At 69.3% G+C, this 21,914-nt stretch carries 19 protein-coding genes; 12 read left to right on the plus strand and 7 right to left on the minus strand.

The window, feature by feature from the left end:
* The first annotated feature begins 86 nt into the window (after positions 1-86).
* Positions 87-1,535, plus strand: coding sequence for a lipase maturation factor family protein (locus OQ968_RS04390; RefSeq protein ID WP_324675127.1), 1,449 nt, complete (start codon positions 87-89; stop codon positions 1,533-1,535).
* Positions 1,536-1,543: 8 nt separating this feature from the next.
* Complete coding sequence (locus OQ968_RS04395) at positions 1,544-1,915, plus strand: GNAT family N-acetyltransferase (protein ID WP_324675129.1); 372 nt, start codon at positions 1,544-1,546, stop codon at positions 1,913-1,915.
* A gap of 127 nt (positions 1,916-2,042) precedes the next feature.
* On the opposite strand, the gene OQ968_RS04400 is transcribed toward OQ968_RS04395, so the two are convergent.
* On the minus strand, positions 2,043-3,692 hold the full coding sequence (locus OQ968_RS04400) for an acetolactate synthase large subunit (RefSeq protein ID WP_420715827.1): 1,650 nt from the start codon (positions 3,690-3,692) through the stop codon (positions 2,043-2,045).
* 78 nt (positions 3,693-3,770) lie between these two features.
* On the opposite strand from OQ968_RS04400, the gene OQ968_RS04405 reads away from it, so the two are divergent.
* On the plus strand, positions 3,771-5,147 hold the full coding sequence (locus tag OQ968_RS04405; protein ID WP_324675131.1) for an NADP-dependent succinic semialdehyde dehydrogenase: 1,377 nt from the start codon (positions 3,771-3,773) through the stop codon (positions 5,145-5,147).
* A 71-nt stretch (positions 5,148-5,218) separates the two neighbouring features.
* Here the strand turns inward: OQ968_RS04405 and OQ968_RS04410 are convergent, their stop codons facing one another.
* On the minus strand, positions 5,219-6,154 hold the full coding sequence (locus tag OQ968_RS04410) for a R2-like ligand-binding oxidase (RefSeq protein WP_324675133.1): 936 nt from the start codon (positions 6,152-6,154) through the stop codon (positions 5,219-5,221).
* The gene (locus OQ968_RS04415; protein ID WP_324675135.1) at positions 6,151-6,837 is read right to left on the minus strand and encodes a TetR/AcrR family transcriptional regulator; all 687 of its coding nucleotides are present in this window, start codon (positions 6,835-6,837) and stop codon (positions 6,151-6,153) included. Before OQ968_RS04415 ends, OQ968_RS04410 begins: the two co-directional genes overlap by 4 nt.
* A gap of 110 nt (positions 6,838-6,947) precedes the next feature.
* On the opposite strand from OQ968_RS04415, the gene OQ968_RS04420 reads away from it, so the two are divergent.
* On the plus strand, positions 6,948-7,988 hold the full coding sequence (locus OQ968_RS04420) for an amidohydrolase family protein (RefSeq protein WP_324675137.1): 1,041 nt from the start codon (positions 6,948-6,950) through the stop codon (positions 7,986-7,988).
* Positions 7,989-7,991: 3 nt separating this feature from the next.
* Here the strand turns inward: OQ968_RS04420 and OQ968_RS04425 are convergent, their stop codons facing one another.
* Positions 7,992-9,689 carry an acyl-CoA dehydrogenase family protein gene (locus OQ968_RS04425; protein ID WP_324675139.1) on the minus strand — a complete coding sequence of 566 codons (1,698 nt, stop codon included), beginning with the start codon at positions 9,687-9,689 and terminating at the stop codon, positions 7,992-7,994.
* A 63-nt stretch (positions 9,690-9,752) separates the two neighbouring features.
* Here OQ968_RS04425 and OQ968_RS04430 point away from each other — a divergent pair, with 63 nt between their 5' ends.
* Together OQ968_RS04430 and OQ968_RS04435 are read left to right on the plus strand one after the other, a co-directional pair.
* The gene (locus OQ968_RS04430; protein WP_324675141.1) at positions 9,753-10,733 is read left to right on the plus strand and encodes a phosphotriesterase-related protein; all 981 of its coding nucleotides are present in this window, start codon (positions 9,753-9,755) and stop codon (positions 10,731-10,733) included.
* Complete coding sequence (locus OQ968_RS04435) at positions 10,730-12,211, plus strand: AMP-binding protein (RefSeq protein ID WP_324675143.1); 1,482 nt, start codon at positions 10,730-10,732, stop codon at positions 12,209-12,211. The genes OQ968_RS04430 and OQ968_RS04435 overlap by 4 nt, the downstream gene beginning before the upstream one ends.
* Here the strand turns inward: OQ968_RS04435 and OQ968_RS04440 are convergent.
* Positions 12,177-13,349: an acyltransferase gene (locus OQ968_RS04440; protein ID WP_324675145.1), complete on the minus strand. Its 1,173-nt coding sequence runs from the start codon at positions 13,347-13,349 to the stop codon at positions 12,177-12,179. The two genes, OQ968_RS04435 and OQ968_RS04440, sit on opposite strands and share 35 nt — an antisense overlap.
* A 176-nt stretch (positions 13,350-13,525) precedes the next feature.
* Here OQ968_RS04440 and OQ968_RS04445 point away from each other — a divergent pair, with 176 nt between their 5' ends.
* Positions 13,526-14,803, plus strand: coding sequence for a DUF3068 domain-containing protein (locus OQ968_RS04445; RefSeq protein ID WP_324675147.1), 1,278 nt, complete (start codon positions 13,526-13,528; stop codon positions 14,801-14,803).
* Positions 14,804-14,823: 20 nt separating this feature from the next.
* Positions 14,824-16,503 carry a hypothetical protein gene (locus OQ968_RS04450; protein WP_324675149.1) on the plus strand — a complete coding sequence of 560 codons (1,680 nt, stop codon included), beginning with the start codon at positions 14,824-14,826 and terminating at the stop codon, positions 16,501-16,503.
* Here OQ968_RS04450 and OQ968_RS04455 read toward each other — a convergent pair.
* Positions 16,487-17,641, minus strand: a complete 1,155-nt coding sequence (locus OQ968_RS04455; protein ID WP_324675151.1) for a glycosyltransferase family 4 protein — start codon at positions 17,639-17,641, stop codon at positions 16,487-16,489. The genes OQ968_RS04450 and OQ968_RS04455 overlap by 17 nt on opposite strands.
* A gap of 160 nt (positions 17,642-17,801) precedes the next feature.
* Between OQ968_RS04455 and OQ968_RS04460 the strand changes: the two genes are divergently transcribed.
* A complete protein-coding gene (locus OQ968_RS04460; RefSeq protein ID WP_324675916.1) occupies positions 17,802-18,563 on the plus strand; it encodes a class I SAM-dependent methyltransferase in 762 nt (253 codons plus the stop codon).
* A gap of 45 nt (positions 18,564-18,608) precedes the next feature.
* On the plus strand, positions 18,609-20,084 hold the full coding sequence (locus tag OQ968_RS04465; protein WP_324675152.1) for an aldehyde dehydrogenase: 1,476 nt from the start codon (positions 18,609-18,611) through the stop codon (positions 20,082-20,084).
* Between the two features lie 71 nt (positions 20,085-20,155).
* Here the strand turns inward: OQ968_RS04465 and OQ968_RS04470 are convergent, their stop codons facing one another.
* A complete protein-coding gene (locus tag OQ968_RS04470) occupies positions 20,156-20,950 on the minus strand; it encodes a crotonase/enoyl-CoA hydratase family protein (RefSeq protein ID WP_324675154.1) in 795 nt (264 codons plus the stop codon).
* 211 nt (positions 20,951-21,161) lie between these two features.
* Here OQ968_RS04470 and OQ968_RS04475 point away from each other — a divergent pair, with 211 nt between their 5' ends.
* Positions 21,162-21,293, plus strand: a complete 132-nt coding sequence (locus OQ968_RS04475) for a hypothetical protein (RefSeq protein WP_324675156.1) — start codon at positions 21,162-21,164, stop codon at positions 21,291-21,293.
* Positions 21,290-21,910 (plus strand): TetR/AcrR family transcriptional regulator, encoded by a 621-nt coding sequence (locus tag OQ968_RS04480; protein WP_324675158.1) that lies wholly within the window; start codon positions 21,290-21,292, stop codon positions 21,908-21,910. Before OQ968_RS04475 ends, OQ968_RS04480 begins: the two co-directional genes overlap by 4 nt.
* Positions 21,911-21,914: the final 4 nt, after the last annotated feature.

Raw genomic sequence — 21,914 nt, forward strand, 5'->3', positions numbered from 1 at the left:
CGCCGAGGGAGTTGGCTACGCGTTTACCCACTGGTTGACTGGATATGCGCGTTGGTGTTGTCGCCAGCGTCCGAGGAGTTACGGCCATGGGATGGATGTCCGCGCCCGAATACTGGCTGGGCAGGCTGGTACTCGAGCGCGGGGCGGCGGCCCTCTACCTGATCGCGTTCCTCGCGGCCGCCCTGCAGTTCCGCGCGCTCATCGGCGAGCACGGAATCCTGCCGGTGCCCCGGTTTTTGGCCGGGCAAAGCTTCTGGCGAACGCCGAGCATCTTCCATCTGCGCTACTCCGACGGGTTGTTCGCCGGCGTCTCGTGGTTCGGTGCGGCGCTGTCGGCCGCCGTCGTCGCCGGCGTGGGCGACCTGGTGCCGCTGTGGCTGGCAATGCTGATCTGGCTGACGCTGTGGGTGCTCTACCTGTCGATCGTCAACGTCGGGCAGGCGTGGTACTCGTTCGGCTGGGAATCGCTGCTGCTGGAGACCGGGTTCCTGGCGATCTTTCTCGGCAACGACCGCGTCGCGCCCCCGATCCTGACGCTATGGCTGGCGCGGCTGCTGCTCTTCCGGGTCGAGTTCGGCGCCGGGCTGATCAAGATGCGCGGCGATCGGTGCTGGCGCGACCTGACCTGCCTGTACTACCACCACGAAACCCAGCCGATGCCGGGGCCGTTGAGCTGGTTCTTCCACCGCCTGCCCAAGCCGCTGCACCGGATCGAGGTGGCCGGCAACCATTTCGCCCAGCTGGTGGTGCCGTTCGGGTTGTTCGCGCCGCAGCCGGTGGCCAGCGTTGCCGCGGTGATCGTCGTCGTCACCCAGCTGTGGCTGGTGGCGTCTGGCAACTTCGCGTGGCTGAACTGGGTGACGATCGTCCTGGCGTTCAGCGCCATCGACGACTCGTCGGCGGGGGCGGTGCTTCCCCTACCCGCGCATCCGGCGCTGCCGGCGCCGCCGCCGTGGTTCGCCGTCCTGGTCATCGCCTTCACCGCGGCGGTGGTGTTCATGACCTACTGGCCGGTGCGCAACATGCTGTCGCCGAATCAGCGAATGAACATGTCGTTCAACTCATTCCATTTGGTGAACACCTACGGCGCGTTCGGCAGCATCGGCCGCATCCGGCGCGAGGTGGTGATCGAGGGCACCGACGAACCGCAGATCACCGCCCAGACGGTTTGGCGGGAATACGATTTCAAGGGAAAGCCCGGCGCCGTGCGCCGGCTGCCGCGCCAGTGGGCGCCCTACCATCTGCGGCTGGACTGGCTGATGTGGTTCGCCGCGATCTCGCCGGGCTACGCGCAACCGTGGCTGGCCCCGCTTCTGCAGCGGTTGCTGCGCAACGACCGGCCCACGCTGCGCCTGTTGCGGCACAACCCCTTCCCGGATTCTCCGCCCCGGTATGTGCGGGCGTTGCTCTACGAATACCGCTTCACCACCCTGGCCGAGCTGCGCCGCGACCGGGCCTGGTGGCATCGCACGCTGATCGGCCGCTTCGCCGGGCCCGTGACGCTGCATAGACTGACCCCGCAGGACCACGAGTAGGAGGCCCCGTGCGACTACGAAAACGACGGATCACGCGACCGGAGAACGGGGAGGTGGCCGAGCCGATCGTCACTAATGCCAGCGAGAAGAACCGCTACGAGATCAGCACCGAGGGCGAAGCGGCGGGCCTTGCGGACTATGTCGACAGCCGCAATCAGCGCATCTTCTACCACACCGAGGTCGACAAGAAGTTCACCGGCCACGGCCTGGCCGGCAAGCTGATCGGCGCCGCGCTGGACGATACCCGCGCCGCGGGCAAACGGATCGTGGCGATCTGCCCGTTCGTCGCCGCCTTCGTCGACAGGGGCGACGACTACGCCGACATCCTCGATCCCATCACACCGCAAGCGCACGCCGCGGTGCGGGCCGAAACTTCGTAATTGCCGGCCTTCACTGTGCGCCTACGGTTTTGAGCGTGTATCCACGGTGCGATTTTGGCTTCGATCACGCCGTGAGTGCACGCTCAAAGCCGTAGCCTCACGCTCGATGCCGCGAAGCGCCACGCCGCTACAGTGTCTCGTCCAGCTCGCCGAGCCGGTCGGTCAGCCGCAGGTTCTCCGAGTAGTCGACGGGACAGTTGATCAGCGACACGCCGTCGTCGTCGAGCGCGGCCTTCAGCGTCGGCAGCAGCTCATCGGCGCTGTTGATCTGATATCCCTTGGCGCCGAAGCTTTCCGCGTAGGTGACGATGTCGGGGTTGGAAAACCTCACGTAGTGATGCTCGCCGAGTTCGAGATCCATCTTCCACTCGATCAGGCCGTAACCGCCGTCCTCCCAGATCAAGACCACCAGCGGTATCCGCTCCCGAACGGCGGTCTCGATTTCCTGTGAGCTCATCATGAACGCGCCGTCGCCCACGACGGCCAGCACCTTCGACTCGGGCCGGGCAAGCTTGACGCCAAGCGCCCCGGGCAGCGCAAAGCTCATGGTGGACAAGCCGTTCGAGACCAGACACGTGTTGCGCTCGAAGGTCGGGTACAGCCGCGCCATCCACATCTTGGTGGCGCCGGTGTCGACCAGGACGATGTCGCTGCGGCCCAGCGCGGCACGGGTGTCGGCGACCACCCGCTGCGGCGCCAGCGGGTAGCGCGAATCCTGTTGTCCCCGTGCGAATTCGTCGGCAAGCAGGCCGGAACCCGGTATCGCCGGGTCGGCGTGGTAGCGGTGCCCGGCGAGCGCCACCGTCAGCGCGTCGAGCGAGGCGCTGATGTCGCCGACGATCCCCACGTCGACGGGATAGTGCGCGTCGACCTCCGCGGGAAAACGATGGATGTGGATGATCTTCTTGTCCGACGTCGGGTTGATCCGGACCGGGTCGAATTCCTGCAGCTCGTAGCCGACCGCGACGATCGCGTCGGCGTTGTCGAAACCGAAGTTGACGTAGTCGTGCCGCATGAACCCCAGCGTCCCGATGCTGTTGGGGTGGTCGTCGGGCATCACGCCCTTGCCGTGGAAGGTGTTGGCCACCGGGATGCCGAATTCCTCGGAGAACCGCACCAAGGCCGCGGTCGCGTCGCCGCGGGCCGCACCGTGCCCGGCCAGCACCACCGGTCGCTCGGCCTCGCGCAGGATGTCGACGGCGCGGGCCACCTGACGGGCCGCCGGCGCCTCGGCGCGGACGACGTTGCGCGGCAACGGTTTCAGGTCGGGGTAGTCGGTTTCGTCGGCGTCTATGTCCTCGGGCACGGCAAGATACACCGCGGCCGGGCGTTCGGCCTCGGCGAGCTTGAACGCCTTGCGGAACATCTCCGGGATGGCGCGCGCGGTCGGGATGCCGGCGGCCCACCGGGTGATCGGCGCGAACATCGACACCAGGTCGACGTACTGGTGCGACTCCTTGAACTGACGGCCCTGGCCCACCTGCGCGGAGATCGCGACCATCGGTGTGCTGTTGGTGGTGGCGTCGGCGACGCCGAGCTGCATGTTGATCGCACCCGGGCCCAACGTGGCCGACACCACCGCCGCCCGGCCGGTGACGCGTCCGTACATCTCCGCCATGAACGACGCCGCCTGCTCGTGGCGGGTGAGCACATAGCGGATGTTCGAGGAGGCCAGCGCCTGCACGAAGCGGATGTTCTCCTCGCCGGGCAGCCCGAAGACCACGGAAACACCCTCGTTTTCCAGGCACTTGACCATCAGCTCGGCGGCTTTGCTCACTCGGCACCTCCCTTCTCGCCACAGTAGTGGCAGGCTGGGTATCGAACGTCTACCCACCAGCTAGCGAAGGATGTCAGCGTGCCCATCGCCACGATCAACCCGGCCACCGGCGAGACGGTCAAGACCTTCACCCCGGCAACCGACGACGAAGTCCAGGCCGCGATCGCGCGGGCCCACGAGCGGTTCCTGGACTATCGCCGCTCCACCACCTTCGCCCAGCGCGCCGCGTGGGCCAGCGCCACCGCCGACCTGCTGGAGGCCGAGGCGGACCGGACCGCGGAGATGATGACGTGCGAGATGGGCAAGACGCTGGCTTCGGCCAAGGCCGAAGCGATCAAGTGCGCCAAGGGTTTTCGCTACTACGCGCAGAATGCCGAGAAGCTGCTTGCCGACGAGCCGGCCGACGCGTCGAAGGTGGGCGCGAAGAAGGCGTACACGCGGTATCAACCACTCGGGGTGGTGCTGGCGGTGATGCCGTGGAACTTCCCGCTGTGGCAGGCGGTGCGCTTCGCGGCGCCCGCGCTGATGGCCGGCAACGTCGGCATCCTCAAGCACGCGTCGAACGTGCCGCAGTGCGCGCTGTATCTCGCCGATGTGATCGCGCGCGGCGGCTTCCCGGACGGCTGCTTCCAGACGCTGCTGGTGCCGTCGAGCGCCGTGGAGACCATCCTGCGCGATCCCCGCGTCGCGGCGGCCACCCTGACCGGCAGTGAGCCGGCGGGCCAGTCCGTCGGGGCCATCGCCGGCGACGAGATCAAGCCCACCGTGCTCGAGCTCGGCGGCAGCGACCCGTTCATCGTGATGCCGTCGGCGAACCTCGACGAGGCGGTCAAGACCGCGGTCACCGCCCGTGTGCAGAACAACGGGCAGTCCTGCATCGCCGCCAAGCGGTTCATCGCCCACGCCGACATCTACGACGCGTTCGTCGACAAGTTCGTCGAGCGGATGAAGGCGCTGCGGGTCGGCGACCCGACCGACCCGGACACCGACGTGGGCCCGCTGGCCACCGAGGCGGGCTGCGACGAGGTGGCCAAGCAGGTGGAGGACGCCGCCGCGGCCGGCGCGGTGATCCGTTGCGGCGGTGAGCGTCTCGACCGGCCGGGGTGGTACTACCCGCCGACGGTGGTCACCGACATCACCAAGGACATGGCGCTCTACACCGAGGAGGTGTTCGGCCCGGTCGCCTCGATCTACCGCGTCGAGAACGTCGACGAGGCCATCGAGATCGCCAACGCCACCACCTTCGGGCTGGGATCCAACGCCTGGACCGACGACGAGGCCGAGCAGCAGCGCTTCATCGACGGCATCGAGGCGGGCCAGGTCTTCATCAACGGGATGACGGTGTCCTACCCCGAGCTGCCGTTCGGCGGCGTCAAGCGCTCCGGCTACGGCCGCGAGCTCGCCGGCCTGGGCATCCGCGAGTTCTGCAACGCCAAGACGGTGTGGGTGGGGTAGCTTCCCCGCGCGGGCAGACGTAAAAGCCCCCGAAAACGGCTGTTTTCGGGGGCTTTTACGTCTGCTCGGCGTTACACGGCGGCCAGCGCCTTCTCGTCCTCGTCGGCGAACGTGTCCTCCAGCTGCACCGGCGAATAGTCGAGGTCGATCTCGGCGACCGGCCGGCCGCGCGCGCTGGCGATGGTGCCGAACCGCCGCATCCCCTTGTCGGCCGCGTAGGCCATGAACTCGTCCACCGACAGGTCGAAGGGCATCGGGTCGTAGAGCGCGAAGCCCTCCTCGATGAGCCGCAGCCCGAGCGGCATCAGCTCGTTCATGCGGTTTTCGAAGACCTCCCAATTGGAATCGTCGGCGGCGACGTGGCGACGGCAGGTGAACGTGCCCCACGCCATGTGGCGCCGCTCGTCGTCGCCGATGCGCCGGACCAGCTCCTGCATGCCGGGCAGGATGCCGCGCTCCACGCAGATCTTGTGCCAGCCGAAGTAGCCGGTCAGCGCCAGCATGCCCTCGACCATGTGGTTGTAGGTGACCGACGCCCGGACCTGGGCGGCCGGCGACGGGTCGGTCGACAGGGCGTTGAGGCAGGCCGGCAGCTCCTCGTAGAAGATCGTGCGATAGGTGGGAATGTCGTCGAGGTACTCGTGCAGGTCATCGGTGATGCCCACGGCGTCGAGCCACATCCGGAACACCTGCACGTGCTTGGCCTCCTCGAACGCGAACTGCGTCAGGTACATCTCGTCGCCCAGCCGGCCCTCGGCGCGCATCGCGGCCATGAACGGCTGGATGTCCTCGGTCACCGCCTCCTCGCCGGCGATGAACTCGGCGCACAGCCGGGTGGCGTAGTGGCGTTCGTCGTCGGTGAGCCGTTCCCAGTCCGCGCGGTCGCGGGAGAAGTCGATGTCGGCCGGATTCCAGAACTTGGCGTTGCCGCCGGCAAACAGCTTGAGCGGCAAGCTGTCCCAGTTGAGTCCGCCGGCGACCATGGAACCCGAACTCGTGCGTGTCATGGTGTTATGACCTCCTTCAAATCATTCCGGTGAGCTTGCGGCGCCGCCTTGAACGCGGCCGCCAAAACCCCGACCAGCCTGCGCACGGCCAGCGCCGGCTGCTCCGGTGTGGGCTCGTCGAGCCCGAGGATGGGATCCAGGCCGCGCACGTAGGGGGCCAGCGCCAGGTGCGGGAAGATCAACAGCAGCAACGACAACAACGCGTCGGTGTCGGAGTCCGCGCGCAGGTCTCCACGACTGTGCGCGTCGCGCACCAATGGCCGCAGCACCTCCAGGTAGTGGCGGTGAATGACGTTCTGGACGCTGACGCGGGCCTCGGTGTCGACCTCCAGCGTCGCCGCCGCGTGCAGGGCGCGTTCGCGCGGATGCTCGGCGAAGTAGGCCACCCACGCGTCGAGCCAGTCGGTCAGAAAGTCGAAGAACGGCCGGCTGGGATCGAGCTCGCGGATCAGGTCCTCCATGTGGGAGCGCACCCGCTGGCTGGCGATGTCGGCGATGAACGCATACAGATCGCGCTTGTCCGCGAAGTACTGGAACAGGCTGCCCTTGGCGACCCCGGCCCGGCGCGCGATGACGTTCAGGCTGCCCCGGGAGAATCCGTGCGCCCCGAACTCTGCCTCCGCGGCTTCGATGACGGCCGCGCGGCGAGCCGGGTCGACTCGTGCCCAAGTCACCGTCGGCAATGCGTCCTCCTCGCGTCGATGACCACTGGTCATTCTACTGTGAGCTACGCCATAGTCAACGCCGTTCCGAGTCGCCGGGTTTTCAATGGTGCGAGCAGAAGGAGTGACGCATGACCCTCGACAGCTCCGAGCAATTTCGCCGCATCGCCACCGAGGAGGCGTTCAGCACCCCCAATGTGATCGCCGCGCTGGAACGCTGGATCGCCCGCGCCCCGGCCGACGACCCGGACGCGGAGTTCCAGGATTTCCTCCTGCACGGCGCGGGCGCATTCGGCGAAGCGGCACGAACTCTGCTGATCGATCTCGACGACGTGCGACTGCAGATCATGGACGCCAACGGCATCGACATGCAACTGTTGTCCCTCACCTCACCGGGGGTGCAGACCCTGGACGACGACGAGGCCGCCGGCCTGGCGGCAGAAACCAATGACCTACTCGCCGAAGCGATTTCGCGTCATCCGGACCGATTCGCCGGGCTGGCCGCGATCGCACCGCAGGCACCGGCGCGGGCGGTCGAGGAGATCGAGCGCGCGATGGGCCGGCTCGGACTCAACGGCATCATCATCAATTCCCACACCCGCGGCGAGTACCTGGACGAGGACAAGTTCTGGCCCATCCTGGAAGCCGCAGAGGATCTGGGCGCCGCGATCTACCTGCACCCGCGATGCCCGTCGGCCGGCATGGCGCAGCCGATGCGCAAGCACGATCTGGTTGCCGCCATCTGGGGCTTTCAGGCCGACACGGGCCTGCACGCCATGAGGCTGATGAGCAGCGGCGTTTTCGACCGATTCCCAAGGCTCACAATCGTATTGGGGCACATGGGCGAGGCCGTCCCGTACTGGTTGCACAGGATCGACCGGTTTCGGGAGATACCGACGTCGTCGCGCAACGTGCGGCCCCACCTGGAGCTGACATTCACCGAATACCTGAAGAGGAATTTCTACATCACCACCAGCGGAATGCCGTGGGACCCGGCGCTCAAGTTCAATATCGACGCCCTGGGCGCGGACAACATCATGTTCGCCGTCGACTATCCCTACGAAGACACCACCGAGGCCGTCCGCTTTCTCGACAACGCCACGATAGCCGTCGCCGACAAGCACAAGATCTACCACGAGAACGCCGAACGGGTATTCCGCATCCAATCGTGAATGTTAGGGCCGCATTTGGTAGGCGCCGCCGATCGGCAGCACGTGTTCCTTCCAGATCTGGTCGTAGCGCGCGGGGTCGTGGGCTGGACGGCGGATCATCCGCATCGCGAAGCGGGCCTGCGCGTCGGTCGTCGAGGGCTTGTCGTTCAGCTCCACCGCGTAGCCGTTGAAGTCGCGCACCAGCACCGCGAAGATCTCGTCGACCAGAGCGTCGTCCACACCCGACAGCGCCGCCTCCTCGAGGATGAGCTGGGCGTACGGCACCGTCGCGAACAGCTGGCCGACGGCGAACGCGAAGTCGATGTCCTTCTGCTGGGCCGCATCCGGGGTGGCACTGGCCAGCATCTCGGTGAGCGCGTCGACCTGCTCGCGCAGCAGCGCGACGTTGGCCAGATGGGCGAAGCCCTGAAACGACGCGCGCCAATCGTGGAAGCGCACCTTGCCCAGGCCGCCGGTGGGTCCCTGGGCGAACAGGAACGAGTCGTCGGCCGCGTCGTCGCGCCGGCCGATCACCGGGAGTTCGCCGGACGGGGCGAACAGGAAGTTGGGCATGAACTTGCCGAGCAGCCCGATGTTGATGTGGACGGTGCCCTCCAGCCGGGGCAGCAGGCCGATCTCGCGGGTCATCGCCTCGAAGATGGTGTCCTTCTCCACGCCCTTCGCCGCGATGACGTCCCACAGCGCGGTGATGACCCGCTCGCCCTCGCTGGTGATCTTCGCCTTGGTGAGCGGGCTGTACAGCAGGTAGCGACGGTCTTCGGCGGAGGCGCTGCGCATGTAGTCGGACGCGCGGGTGGCGACCAGCTTCATCGCGACCAGCCGCACGTAGGCGTCGATGAGCAGCCGCCGCACGTGGGTGAAGTCGGTGACGACGGTCCCGTACAGGCAGCGGTTGGAGGCGTGGGTGACCGCCTCGTACATGGCGTGGGTGCACATGCCGATGGCGCCCCAGCCCAGGTTGTACTTGCAGAGGTTGACGGTGTTCAGCGCGGCGTGGAAGGCCCCGGCCCCGCGGTGCAGCATGTCGGCCTCGGTGACCGGGTAGTCGCGCAGCGCGTAGTTGGCGACGTAGTTCTGCGAGTTCACCACGTTCTTGATCAGGTCGTAGCGCTCGTGCTGGGAGTCGGCGACGAAGAACACGTACTCGTCGGTCCCGGCGATCTTGCCGAACGTCGACACCATCCGGGCGACGTTGGCGTTGCCGATGTAGTACTTCTCGCCGTTGGCAACCCAACCCTCGTCTGTGGGCGTGAGGATCATGTCGGTCTGGTAGACGTCGGCGCCGTGGGTCTGCTCGGACAGGCCGAACGCGAACACCTCGCCGGCCTGCAGCTGGGCGGCGGCCTTGCGTTTGGCGTCCTCGTTGGCGCTCATCCAGATCGGGCCCAGGCCAAGGGCGGTGACCTGGAAGGGATACCAGTAGCTCAGCCCGTAAAAGCCCAGGATCTCCGCGAACTCGCTGATCCGGTAGGTGTCCCAGCGGCAATCCTGGGTGCCGTAGCCGGCGGGCGTCAGCAGCGAGGCGAAGATGCGCTCGCGCCCGACGTGCTCCAGAAAGTCGGAGTACCAGACCCGCTCGTGGTCGTCGTGCTTGAGCCGGGCCTTGCCGCGCGACTCGAAGAAGTCGACGGTGGCGGCCATGATCTCCGCGGAGCGACGGTCCGGGTAGCGGCGTTGCAGGCGGTTGGGATTGAGCAACATGCGCTGGACGGTACTGCAACCGGACCTGTTGGTGAACCGCCCATCGGACTTAGCATCACTGTCGTGTCAGAACTCAATACCGCACGCGGACCCATCGATACCGCCGATCTCGGCGTCACGCTCATGCACGAGCACGTGTTCATCATGACCACGGAGATCGCGCTGAACTATCCCGAAGCCTGGGGCGACGAGGAAAAGCGGGTGGCCGACGCCATCGCCCGGCTGGGCGAGCTCAAGTCGCGGGGGGTTGACACCATCGTCGACCTCACCGTGATCGGGCTGGGCCGCTACATCCCGCGCATCGCGCGCGTCGCCGCGGCCACCGAGCTGAATATCGTTGTGGCGACTGGGCTTTACACCTACAACGACGTCCCGTTCCGTTTCCATTACGAGGGCCCGGGCGGGCTGCTGGACGGCCCGGAGATCATGACCGACATGTTCGTCCGCGACATCGAGCAGGGCATCGCCGACACCGGCGTCAAGGCCGGGATCCTCAAGTGCGCGACCGACGAGCCCGGCATCACCCCCGGCGTCGAGCGGGTGCTGCGCGCGGTCGCCCAGGCGCACAAGCGGACCGGGGTGCCGATCTCGACGCACACCCACGCCGGGCTGCGGCGCGGGCTCGAGCAGCAGCGCATCTTCGAAGAGGAGGGCGTGGACCTGAGCCGGGTGATCATCGGGCACTCCGGCGATTCCACCGACGTCGGCTACCTCGAGGAGCTTATCGCCGCCGGCTCCTACCTCGGCATGGACCGGTTCGGCATCGACGTGATCCTGCCGTTCGAGAAACGGGTGAACATCGTCGCGACCATGTGCGAGCGCGGGCACGCCGACAAGATGGTGCTCTCGCACGACGCCAACTGCTATTTCGACGCGCTGCCCGAGGCCCTGGTTCCTCAGATGGCGCCCAACTGGCATTACCTGCACATCCACAACGACGTGATCCCCGCCCTCAAGCAGCGCGGCGTCACCGACGAGCAGCTGCGCACCATGCTGGTGGACAACCCGCGCCGCATCTTCGAGCGCCAGGGCGCATATCAGTGACGGGGCCGGTCCCGCCGATCGGCACCCAGATCTCGGCGTTGGCTGAACTCGCCCCCGACGAGCCCGCCGTCACCTGCGACGGGCTGACGCTGACCCGCGCCGAGCTGGACGCCTCGACGAACCGGCTGGCCCGCGCCTACGCCGAGCACGGCGTCGGCGTCGGCGACTACGTGACCATGGTGCTGCCCAACTCCGTCGAGTGGATCCAGGCGGCGGTGGCCTGCTGGAAGCTGGGCGCGGTGCCCCAACCGCTGTCCGCGCGGCTGCCGGACGCGGAGCTGCACGGGCTGCTGGAGCTGCGCCCGCCCGCCCTGCTGGTGGGCCGCGAGCACCCCGAATTCCCAAGCGTGCCAGTCGGTTTCACGCCCGACCCGGCGCTGTCCGACGCCGCGCTGCCGGAGGCCGTCTCGCCGGTGTGGAAGGCGATGGGCTCGGGCGGCAGCACCGGCCGACCCAAACTCATCGAGTCCGGCGGCGACAGCCGGATACCGGCCGCCATCGGCTATCCCCTGGGCGCGCAGGAGGGCGACACCACCATGGTGCCGGTGCCGCTGAGCCACAACACCGGCTTCACCACCGCGACGATCGCGCTGCTGATGCGCCATCACCTGGTGCTGATGAGCCGGTTCGACCCGCACCAGTTCCTCCGGCTGATCACCGAGCACCGGGTCACGTTCCTGACGACGGTGCCGACGATCATGCAGCGGGCGCTGCCGGTCTACCGGGCCGACCCGGGGTCCTACGACCTCTCGTCGATCCGGCGGTTCTGGCACCTGGGGGCGCCGTGCCCGCCGGCCGTCAAGCAGGCCTGGATCGACCTGCTGGGCCCGGAGAAGGTGTGGGAACTCTACGGCGGCACCGAATTACAGGCGTTGACCTTCATCAGCGGCGAGCAGTGGCTGACCCACCGCGGCTCGGTCGGCGTGGTGGTCGCCGGGGAGATGAAGGTGCTCGACGACGACGGCAACCCCTGCCCGCCCGGCGTCGTCGGCGAGATCTACATGCGGCCCGCGCCGGGCAGCCCGCCGACCTATCGGTACGTCGGCGCGAGGGCCAAGACCCGCGACGGCTGGGACTCGCTGGGCGACCTCGGCTATTTCGACGAGGACGGTTTCCTGTACCTGTCCGACCGCCGGGTGGACATGTTCACCGTCGGCGGCCGCAACGTGTATCCCGCCGAGATCGAGAACGCCCTGTCGGCGCACCCGGAGGTGATGTCGTGTCTGGTCGTCGGTGTGCCGCACGAGGATCTGGGCCAGGTGCCCTACGCGCTGGTGCACACGGCCGACGGCTCCGCGCTGGATGCGGCGGGCGTGCAGGAGTTCCTCCGCGAGCACATCGCGTCGTACAAGGTGCCGCCCAGCCCCGATTTCATCGAGTTCGTCGACACCCCGCTGCGCGACGACGCCGGCAAGGCCCGCCGCTCGGCGGTGCGCGACGAGATCATGGCGCGATCGCGTCGGCCTCAGCGTCTATGACCCGCGTTTCGGCCGGCTTCGCGCGTTTTTCCCAGCGCCGCAACGCTTCCCGGCAGGGCGACTCGACCAGTGCGTAACTGACGGCGGCGATCGCGAAACCGAAGATCAGCGTCAGCACCAGGACCGTGGGCATCCGGCCGGTGAACGGGAACGTCCCGAGCACCGGGAACACCAGGTCCAGGGCGGCCAGGTGCCAGATGAAAAGCCCGTAGGACCAGCGGCCCAGCGTGACCATGCCCGCGGTGCCCAGCACCCGGTGGGGCGTGTCGGGGCGATCCAGCACCAACGGCGCGACGAGCGCGAATGCCACGACGGCGCCCATCGCCGTCTTCACCGCGAACTGGGCGGCGCTGCCCACCGCGAGCCCCGCCGGGCCGGCCAGCGGCGATGCCGCCACCAGGTAGGCCAGCACGGCGAAGACAGCCATCAAGACGCGGCGGCGCGCCAGCCGATGCGGCAACCCGACGCCGCTGTGCACCCACTCAGCCAGCAGCATGCCCGCGGCGAACCAGGAGAAGAACGCCGGCGGCCAGTTCAGCGGGTTCATGCCCGGACCGGCATGCGCGAACGGCGCGAAGGCCCAGGCCCAGCTGAGCGCGCCGAGCGCGGCGATCACCGGCACCCGGGCGCGAACCGGGATGCGGCGGGCCAGCAACGCGAGCACCGGCAGCGCCAGGTAGAAGCCGACCTCGACGGACAGGCTCCACATCTGGGTCAGGCCGCCGGTCAGGGTGAGCGGCACGTAGATCTGGGTGAGCGTCAGGTTGGCCAGCCACACCGTCGGGCTGGCGTGGTCGGAGTCGGGCAGCAGGCACAGGATCACGACGACCGCGACGAGATAGGCCGGCATGATGCGGACCACCCGGGACCGCAGGTAGTGGCCCGTGCGCGGGCGCGGTCCCAGATCCCTTGCGGCCGCGGCATGCCCGCGCCACAGCAGGAATCCCGACAACGCGAAGAACACCGCCACGGCCAGGTCGAAGCGGCCGAACAGCCTGCCACTCACACCGCTCGAGTGCCCGGTCTGGAAGGCGGCGTGGGTGACGACCACGCCCATGGCCGCGCAGGCGCGCATGCCCTCCACAGAGGGCAGGAAGCTGCGGACGCCCCCCGCCTGCTGGCCATCGGTCACGATCACAGTCTGCCCGTCGCGTGTTGGCCAGCGAATCGGGTACACCCGGATGACGCTAGGTTCGTAAGCCGAGACCTTAAATTCTGCTGTTAGGGTCAAACGGGTTTGCCGCTGCTCGGTCCGGCCAGAGGGGGCCGACGAGTCTGAACTGCTGATGAGGACCACTAGGAGGACACGGCAACGTGAACCGAGCAGTCATGTTGCGGTTCGCCGCATGCGGAGTCATCGGGCTCGGGGCCGCCCTGCTGATCGCCGCGCTGCTGCTGTCGACGTACACCAGCAGCAGGATCGCCAAGATCCCGCTGGACATCGACACCACGTTGATCAGCGACGGCAACGGCACCGCGCTGGACTCGGCGTCGCTGTCCGGTGACCATCTCGTCGTCAACCAGAACGTGCCGCTGGTGTCCCAGCAGCAGGTCAGCGTCGAGTCGCCCGCCAACGCCGACGTGGTCACGCTGCAGGTCGGCACCTCGGTGCGGCGTACCGACAAGCAGAAGGACAGCGGGCTGCTGCTGGCGATCGTCGACACCGTCACCCTCAACCGCAAGACGGCGACGGCCGTCTCGGACGACACCCACACCGGCGGCTCGGTGCAGAAGCCGCGCGCGTACGGCGACGAGAACCCGCCCACCGCGATCCCGCTGCGCCACGACGGCCTGTCCTACCGGTTCCCGTTCCACACCGAGAAGAAGACCTACCCCTACTTCGATCCGATCGCCCAGAAGCCGTTCGACGTCAACTACGAAACCCAGGAGGACGTCAACGGCCTGACCACCTACCGCTTCACGCAGAACGTCGGCTACAACGCCGACGGCAAGCTGGTGGCCCCGGTGAAGTACCCCTCGCTGTACGCCGGCGACGAGGACGGCAAGGTCACCACGTCCGCGGCCATGTGGGACGTGAAGGGCGGCGACCCGGCCGAGCAGATCACCATGACGCGCTACTACGCGGCGCAGCGGACGTTCTGGGTGGACCCGGTGTCGGGCACCATCGTCAAGCAGACCGAGCACGCCAACCACTACTTCGCGCGCGATCCGCTGAAGCCGGAGATGACGCTGGCCGACTACCGCGTGACGTCGAACGAGGACACCGTCGAATCCCGGGTCAACGCGGCCCGCGACGAACGCGACCGGCTGGCGCTGTGGTCGCGGGTCCTGCCGATCACGTTCACCGCGGTCGGCCTGATCTCGCTGGTCGGCGGCGGCCTGCTGGCCTCGTTCAGCCTGCGCACCGAAAGCGCGCTCACCGACCCCGGCCTGGACCGCGCCGATCAGGACTTCTTCGGCCGCGGGCCGGAGGAACCGGTGCCCGGAGCCGAGGCCGAGACCGAGAAGCTGCCCACCCAGCGGCCCGCCGCGCGCCCCGATGCGCCCGAATCGGGGTCGGACCCGCCGACCGTCGCCACGGAGGAGCCTGAGCCGCCGGGGCCGTCGGCCGACCCGCCCGAACGGCCCTAGCTTCCGTTGAAGCGCTGACCGTGCGCTGGACCCGGCCGGGGTACGCGCTGCTGCTGGCGCTTCTGGTGGTCGGGCCGCTGCTGAAGCCCGGATACCTGCTGCTGCGCGACGCGGTCTCGACGCCGCGGTCCTATCTGTCCGATGCCGCCCTGGGGTTGACGGCCGCGCCGCGGGCGGCGCCGCAGGATTTCGCGGTGTCGCTGGCCTCGCGCGTGGTCGACGGCGGCGTGGTGGTGAAGGCGCTGCTGGTGGCGGGCCTGTGGCTGGCGGGCTGGGGCGCGGCCCGGCTCGTCGCGACGGCGCTGCCCGACGCGGGCGCGGCCGGCGAGTTCGTCGCGATCACGCTGGCGATCTGGAATCCCTATGTCGCCGAACGGCTTTTGCAGGGTCACTGGAGCCTGCTGGTCGGCTACGGGTGCCTGCCGTGGGTCGCGACGGCGATGCTCGAGTTGCGCGCGGCGGGGGGCGCAGTCTTCGGTTTGGTCTTCTGGACCGCGCTGGCGGGGTTGACGCCGACCGGCTTGCTGTTGGCCGCGACGGTCGCGCTGGTCTGCGCGGCCGCGCCGGGCGCGGGGCGACCCCGTTGGCTATGCGCCACAACGGCTTTGGGCGTCGCGGTGGTGGCCGCGCTGCCCTGGCTGACCGCGGCGGCGCTGGGCTCGTCGCTGAGCTCGCAGGGTGCGCTCGGCGTGGACGCGTTCGCGCCGCGCGCCGAGCCCGGCCTCGGCACGCTGTTCAGCCTGGCCAGTCTCGGCGGCATCTGGAACGGCGAGGCCGTACCCGCTTCGCGGGCAACACTTTTCGCGGTGTCGTCGGCCGTGGTGCTGCTTGGTGTGGTGGCGGCGGGGTTGCCGGCGGTGGTGCGCCGCCCGGCTGCGGTGCCGCTGCTGGCGCTCGCGGCGGTGTCGGTGCTGGTGCCCGCCGCGCTGGCCACCGGCCCCGGGCTGCACGCGCTGCGCGCGCTGGTCGACGCCGCACCCGGGTTCGGCGTGCTGCGGGACGGGCAGAAGTGGGTGGCGCTGGCGATGCCCGGATACGCGCTGGCGGGCGCCGGCGCGGTGCCGACGCTGCGCCGGTGGCTTTCGGGGTCCGCGGCTGCGGCGGCGCTCTGCTGCCTGGCGCTGATCCTGGCGCTGCCCGACCTGGCCTGGGGCGCGTGGGGCAGGGTGGAGCCGGCCCGCTATCCGCCGGGGTGGGCCGCCGTCGCGGGGGCGATCAACGCCGACCCGAGGACCGTCGCCGTGTTGCCCGCCGGCACCATGCGCCGGTTCGGCTGGTCCGGTCCGGCGCCGGTGCTCGACCCGCTGCCGCGCTGGGTGCGCGCCGACGTGCTGACCACCGGCGACCTGGTCATCTCCGGGGTGACGGTTCCCGGGGAGGGCAATCGGGCCCGGGCCGTGCAGGACCTGCTGCTGGGCGGGCCGGAGCCGTCGGCGCTGGCCGGTGTCGGGTGGCTGGTCGTCGAGTCGGGCACCGCGGGCGAGATGGGCGCGGCCGCGCGCACCCTCGACGCGCTCACGCCGGTCTACCGCGACGACGAGCTCGCGCTGTATCGGATCGGCGGCGACACCGGCGGTGCGCCGGCCGGGCGCCGCCGGGCCGTCGAGATCGCGCACCTGGCGTGGCTGGCCCTGCTGGTCGTGGGCGCCGGCGGGGCCGTCCGCACCGCGGCGCGGCGCCGCGCTACACCAGGCCGCTGACGAAGCGGCCGGCCTGGACCGCCTCCAGCACGCCGCGCATCGCGTCGGCGCTTTGCTTCCAGGAGAACTCCCCGCTGCGGGTCTGCGCCTTCGCGCCGAGCTGGTCGCGCAGCACGGGATCGCACAGCAGCCGCTCCAGCCGATCCGCCAGCTCGGCCCGGGTGTCGACCAGCATGCCGGTCACCCCGTCGACGATCGAGTCGGACAGCCCGCCGGAGGATCGGTAGCCGATGGTGGGCACCCGGTGCTGCGCGGCCTCGACCACCGCCAGGCCCCAGCCCTCCTTGCGCGACGGCAGCACGTGCACCCAAGAGCTTTGCAGCACATGGTGTTTGGTGACGTCATCGACGTGGCCATGGAAGGTCACCGCGCCGGAGATGCCGAGCGCGCGCACCCGGTCGACCAGTCGCTGCCGCCACCAGCCGTCGCCCACGATGTCGAGGTGCAGGCCCGGTATCCGCGGCCGCAGCGCCGCGACGACGTCCAGCGCGTCCTCGATCTGCTTGTGCGGCACCAGCCGCGACAGCACCACCACCCGCGGTGCGGCGGCGCGCGGGCCGGACAGCGACTGCGCCGGGGCCTCGTCGAGACCGTTGCGCACCACAGCGATCCGCTCGTTGCCCACGCCGAGGGCGACCAGGTCGCGGGCCGACGGCAGCGACACGGTCAGGTATTGGTTGCGCCGGTTGGCCCGCGGCGACAGCGTCGACTCGACGAACCAACCCAGCCGGCCGAGCACCGGCCCGGCCACCGGCCACTGCTCGCGGTGGCAGTGGTGCACCAGGACCAGCACCCGGCGGCCGTAGACCAGCCGGGCCAAAAACGGCAGGCCGTTCTGGGTGTCGACCACCACGTCGGGGCGCACCCCGCGCAGCGGCCCCAGCCCCAGCCGGGCCGCGGCCATCGCCAGCAGCGCCCACACGTACACCGAGTAGCGCCCGCCGGCGCGGCTGATCCGCACGCCGTCGACGACGTCGCGGCGGGGGGCGCCGGGATAGCGGGCGGTGCGCAGCGTGACGGCGATGCCCGAGGCGGCCAGCTGTGCGCCGATGCGCTGCAGGTAGGTCTCGCTGCCGCCGCCCTGGGGGTGTCCGGTATCGCGCCAGCACAGCAGCAGCACCGAGCGCAGATCAGACATCGGTCGTCAGCCTATCCTGGCGCGGATCCCCCTCCGGCGAGCGTGCGCGTTTGTACGCGACATGCCGCTTGTATGCGTGCAACTGCGCACGCTCGCGGCAGAGACCGACGGCCGTAGGGTTGGCCGGCCGTAGGGTTGGCCGGTGGCCGTCACCTCCCCGATCACGCGAGTTTTCGCGCGACGGGCGACGCTGGCCCGCTCGGTGCGGCTGCTGTCGGAGTTCCGCTACGAGCGCCGCGACCCGGCCCGCTTCTACGGCGCGCTGGCCGCCGACACCGCGGCGATGGTCGGCGACCTGTGGCTGGCCGGCCACGGCGCGCCGCCGGCGGGCCGCACGCTGCTCGACGTCGGCGGCGGGCCCGGATACTTCGCGACGGCCTTCGCCGACGCCGGGGTCGACTACATCGGGGTCGAACCGGACCCTAGCGAGATGCACGGCGCCGCAACGGATTTGACCAGCGGCCCCGGCACGTTCGTCCGGGCGTCGGGCACCGCGCTACCGTTCGCCGACGACTCGGTGGACATCTGCCTGTCGTCGAATGTCGCCGAGCACGTGCCGCGGCCGTGGCAGCTCGGCGCCGAGATGCTGCGGGTGACCAGACCGGGCGGGCTGGCGGTGCTGTCCTACACCGTCTGGCTGGGCCCGTTCGGGGGGCACGAGATGGGCCTGAGCCACTACCTGGGCGGCGCGCGCGCCGCGGCCCGCTACGTCCGCAGGCACGGGCATCCGGCCAAAAACGACTACGGGTCGTCGTTGTTCGCGGTGTCGGCTTCCGACGGCCTGGCCTGGGCGGACAGCACGGGCGCGGCGGTGGCCGCATTTCCCCGCTACCACCCACATTGGGCGTGGTGGCTGACGCGGGTGCCGGTGCTGCGGGAGTTCCTGGTGAGCAATCTCGTGCTGGTGCTGTCGCCCCGATAATGGAACAGGTTCTCGTTTTACCCCGGCTTGGGTAGGGTGCCGAATATGACCGAGATCAAGACCGAATACGACAAGCTTTTCATCGGCGGCAAGTGGACGGAGCCGTCGACCTCCGAGGTGATCGAGGTGCGCTGCCCGGCCACCGGCGAGTACTTCGGCAAGGCGCCGACGGCCGCGGCGGCCGATGTCGACGCCGCCGTCGCCGCGGCCCGCGCCGCCTTCGACAACGGCCCGTGGCCCTCGACGCCGCCGAAGGAGCGCGCGGCCGTCATCGCCAAGGCGGCCAAGCTGATGGAGGAGCGCAAGGAGCTGCTGACCGCGCTGCTCGCCGGTGAGACCGGTCAGCCGCCGACCACCATCGAGACGATGCACTGGATGGGGACGATGGGCGCGATGAACTTCTTCGCCGGCCCGGCCGTCGACCAGGTCAAGTGGCGGGAGATCCGCAACGGCTCCTACGGGCAGACCATCGTGCACCGCGAGCCGATCGGCGTGGTGGGCGCGATCGTGGCCTGGAACGTGCCGCTGTTCCTGGCGGTCAACAAGCTCGGCCCGGCGCTGCTGGCCGGCTGCACGGTGGTGCTCAAGCCGGCCGCCGAAACGCCTTTGACCACAAACGCTTTGGCCGACATCTTCGTCGACGCCGGTCTGCCCGAGGGGGTCCTGTCCGTGGTGCCCGGCGGGATCGAGACCGGCCAGGCGCTGACCTCCAACCCCGACGTCGACCTGTTCACGTTCACCGGCAGCTCGAGCGTCGGCAAGGAGATCGGCCGGCGCGCCGCGGAGATGCTCAAGCCGTGCACGCTCGAGCTCGGCGGGAAGTCGGCGGCCATCGTGCTCGAGGACGTCGACCTGGCGTCGGCGGTCCCGATGCTGGTGTTCTCCGGCATCATGAACACCGGGCAGGCCTGCGTCGGCCAGACCCGCATCCTGGCGCCGCGGTCGCGTTACGACGAAATCGTGGACGCGGTAAGCGCTTTCGTGCAGGCCCTGCCCGTCGGGCCGCCGTCCGACCCGGCCGCCCAGATCGGGTCGCTGATCAGCGAGAAGCAGCGCGCCCGGGTCGAGGGCTACATCGCCAAGGGCATCGAGGAGGGCGCCCGGCTGGTGTGCGGCGGCTCGCGCCCCGAAGGGCGCGAGGACCTAGCCAACGGCTTCTTCGTGCAGCCAACGGTTTTCGCCGACGTCGACAACAAGATGACGATCGCCCAGGAGGAGATCTTCGGGCCGGTGCTGTCCATCATCCCCTACGACACCGAGGAGGACGCGATCAAGATCGCCAACGACTCGGTGTACGGCCTGGCCGGCAGCGTGTGGACGTCGGACATCCCCAAGGGCATCGAGATCTCGGAGAAGATCCGCACCGGCACGTACGCCATCAACTGGTACGCCTTCGACCCGTGTTGCCCGTTCGGCGGCTACAAGAACTCCGGCATTGGCCGGGAGAACGGCCCCGAGGGCGTCGAGCACTTCACGCAGCAGAAGAGCGTGCTGATGCCGATGGGCTACACCGTCGAGTAGCCACGCCGAGCAGACGCAAAAGCCCCCAAAACTCGCCGGTTTTGGGGGCTTTTGCGTCTGCTCGCGGCGACTCAGCGCCCCGAGAACCGGGCCTGCCGTCGTTCGATGAACGATTGCACGCCCTCCGCGGCGTCCTCGCTGGCGAACAGCTCGACCACGGCGGGGCGCAGCCCCTCGATGGCGGCGGCCTCACCCTCCCTGCGGGCCAGGTGGGCCGAGGCGAGCGTGGCCCGCACGCCCAGGGGCGCGGCGCGGTCGGCGATGGTGTGCGCGATCTCGCGCGCCCGGGCCAGCGCCGCCGCCGGGTCGTCGGCCACCTCCTGGACCAGCCCGATGCGGTGCGCCTCGGCGGCGTCGAACTCGTCGCCGGTGAGCAGCCAGCGCATGGCGTTGCCCCAACCCGCCTCGCGCGGCAGGCGGATCGTCGCACCCCCGAATGGGTAGATCCCGCGCTGCACCTCGAGCTGGGTGAACCGGGTCCCGGCCGCCGCGATGCGGATGTCGGCGGCCAGCAGCAACTCGATGCCCAGCGTCATGCACCAGCCCTGCGCGACCGCGACCAGCGGCGTGGTCCACGCGCCGTCCAGCCGCCAGGGGTCCCGGCCGTCGTCGGGCATCGGGCTCTGCCCCGCCGCGATGCCCGGGCCGACGTCGACGAGGTCAAGGCCGGCCGTGAAGTGCTCGCCGTGCGCGAAGAGCACCCCCGCCCGCACCGACGCGTCGGATTCCAGCACCGCGTAGGCGCGGGCCAGGTCGGCGAGCATCGCCCGGTCGAACGAGTTGCGCTTGTGCGGCCGGTTCAGGCCGATCAGCAGCACGTGCCCGTCGCGCTCGAGGGTCACGGTGTCGAGGTTCGGTAGTTCCATCGTCAAAGTGAAGCGCAGCCGCAGAAATTATGCAATACATCATAGAAACCGGATCGTTACCTTCGCGCTGACCAGCAGCGTTGACACCGCCCGCACACCATTCGCCGTGAATACCGGCCATAGTTAGGGAATAAAACTTGCTTACTCGACCGATGTCTTATATGTTTCTAAGCATAATCATTGGCCGCGCCCAGGCCGCCGGGAGAAAATCATGTGGATCATCGAGCTCAACGTCGCCGGCTATCAATTCACCCGCGAGATGCCCGACCTGAAGCGTCGGCCGTTCCGGTTCAGCCCCCGCAACATGCACTGGCCGGTACCCCGGCACTCGCACGCTGCATGAGGTCCGCCGGAGCAGTCGCCACCAAGCGTCGCGACACCAAGAAGCGGATGCTGATCAGCGCCGCCGAGGTGATGCGCGAGCGCGGGGCCGCCGGGGTGACGATCGACGAGGTGCTCGCCCGCAGCGGCGCGCCGCGCGGCTCGGTGTACCACCACTTCCCCGAGGGCCGCAATCAGATCCTGGCCGAGGCCCTGCGCTACTCCGGCGACTCCATCACCGCCATGATCGACGACGCCGCCGGCTGGGGCGCCAAGGCCCTGATCCGCGAGTTCATCGAGTTCTGGGAACGGCTGCTGACCGAGGGCGACTTCACCGCGGGCTGCCCGGTGGTGGCGGCGGCCATCGGCTCCGACGACGACGAGCCCCGGCTTTCCGCCGAGGCCGGCGCCATCCTGGGCCGCTGGTGCACCGCACTGACCCAGGCGTTCGCCAACGACGGCTTCAACGAGGACGACGCCGAGTCGCTGGCGGTGATGTCGATCGCCGCCCTGGAGGGCGCGATCGTGCTGTCCCGCTCGACGCGCTGCGTGCGACCGCTGAGCCAGGTCGGCGAGCAGCTCGAATTCCTGATCAAGGCAAGGGAATTCGTCAGCCGCAACGGCATTCCCGGCGCCTAGCCGA

It is taken from the genome of Mycobacterium sp. 663a-19 (assembly GCF_035616495.1).
In the GTDB taxonomy this organism is placed as follows: domain Bacteria; phylum Actinomycetota; class Actinomycetes; order Mycobacteriales; family Mycobacteriaceae; genus Mycobacterium.

What these genes read in the sequence shown, in the direction of transcription:
- OQ968_RS04390 (WP_324675127.1), top strand. Translation starts at nt 87, where the DNA reads ATGGGATGGATGTCCGCGCCCGAATACTGGCTGGGCAGGCTGGTACTC.
- OQ968_RS04410 (WP_324675133.1), bottom strand. Translation starts at nt 6,154, where the DNA reads ATGACACGCACGAGTTCGGGTTCCATGGTCGCCGGCGGACTCAACTGG.
- OQ968_RS04420 (WP_324675137.1), top strand. Translation starts at nt 6,948, where the DNA reads ATGACCCTCGACAGCTCCGAGCAATTTCGCCGCATCGCCACCGAGGAG.
- OQ968_RS04425 (WP_324675139.1), bottom strand. Translation starts at nt 9,689, where the DNA reads ATGTTGCTCAATCCCAACCGCCTGCAACGCCGCTACCCGGACCGTCGC.
- OQ968_RS04455 (WP_324675151.1), bottom strand. Translation starts at nt 17,641, where the DNA reads ATGTCTGATCTGCGCTCGGTGCTGCTGCTGTGCTGGCGCGATACCGGA.
- OQ968_RS04465 (WP_324675152.1), top strand. Translation starts at nt 18,609, where the DNA reads ATGACCGAGATCAAGACCGAATACGACAAGCTTTTCATCGGCGGCAAG.
- OQ968_RS04470 (WP_324675154.1), bottom strand. Translation starts at nt 20,950, where the DNA reads ATGGAACTACCGAACCTCGACACCGTGACCCTCGAGCGCGACGGGCAC.
- OQ968_RS04475 (WP_324675156.1), top strand. Translation starts at nt 21,162, where the DNA reads ATGTGGATCATCGAGCTCAACGTCGCCGGCTATCAATTCACCCGCGAG.
- OQ968_RS04480 (WP_324675158.1), top strand. Translation starts at nt 21,290, where the DNA reads ATGAGGTCCGCCGGAGCAGTCGCCACCAAGCGTCGCGACACCAAGAAG.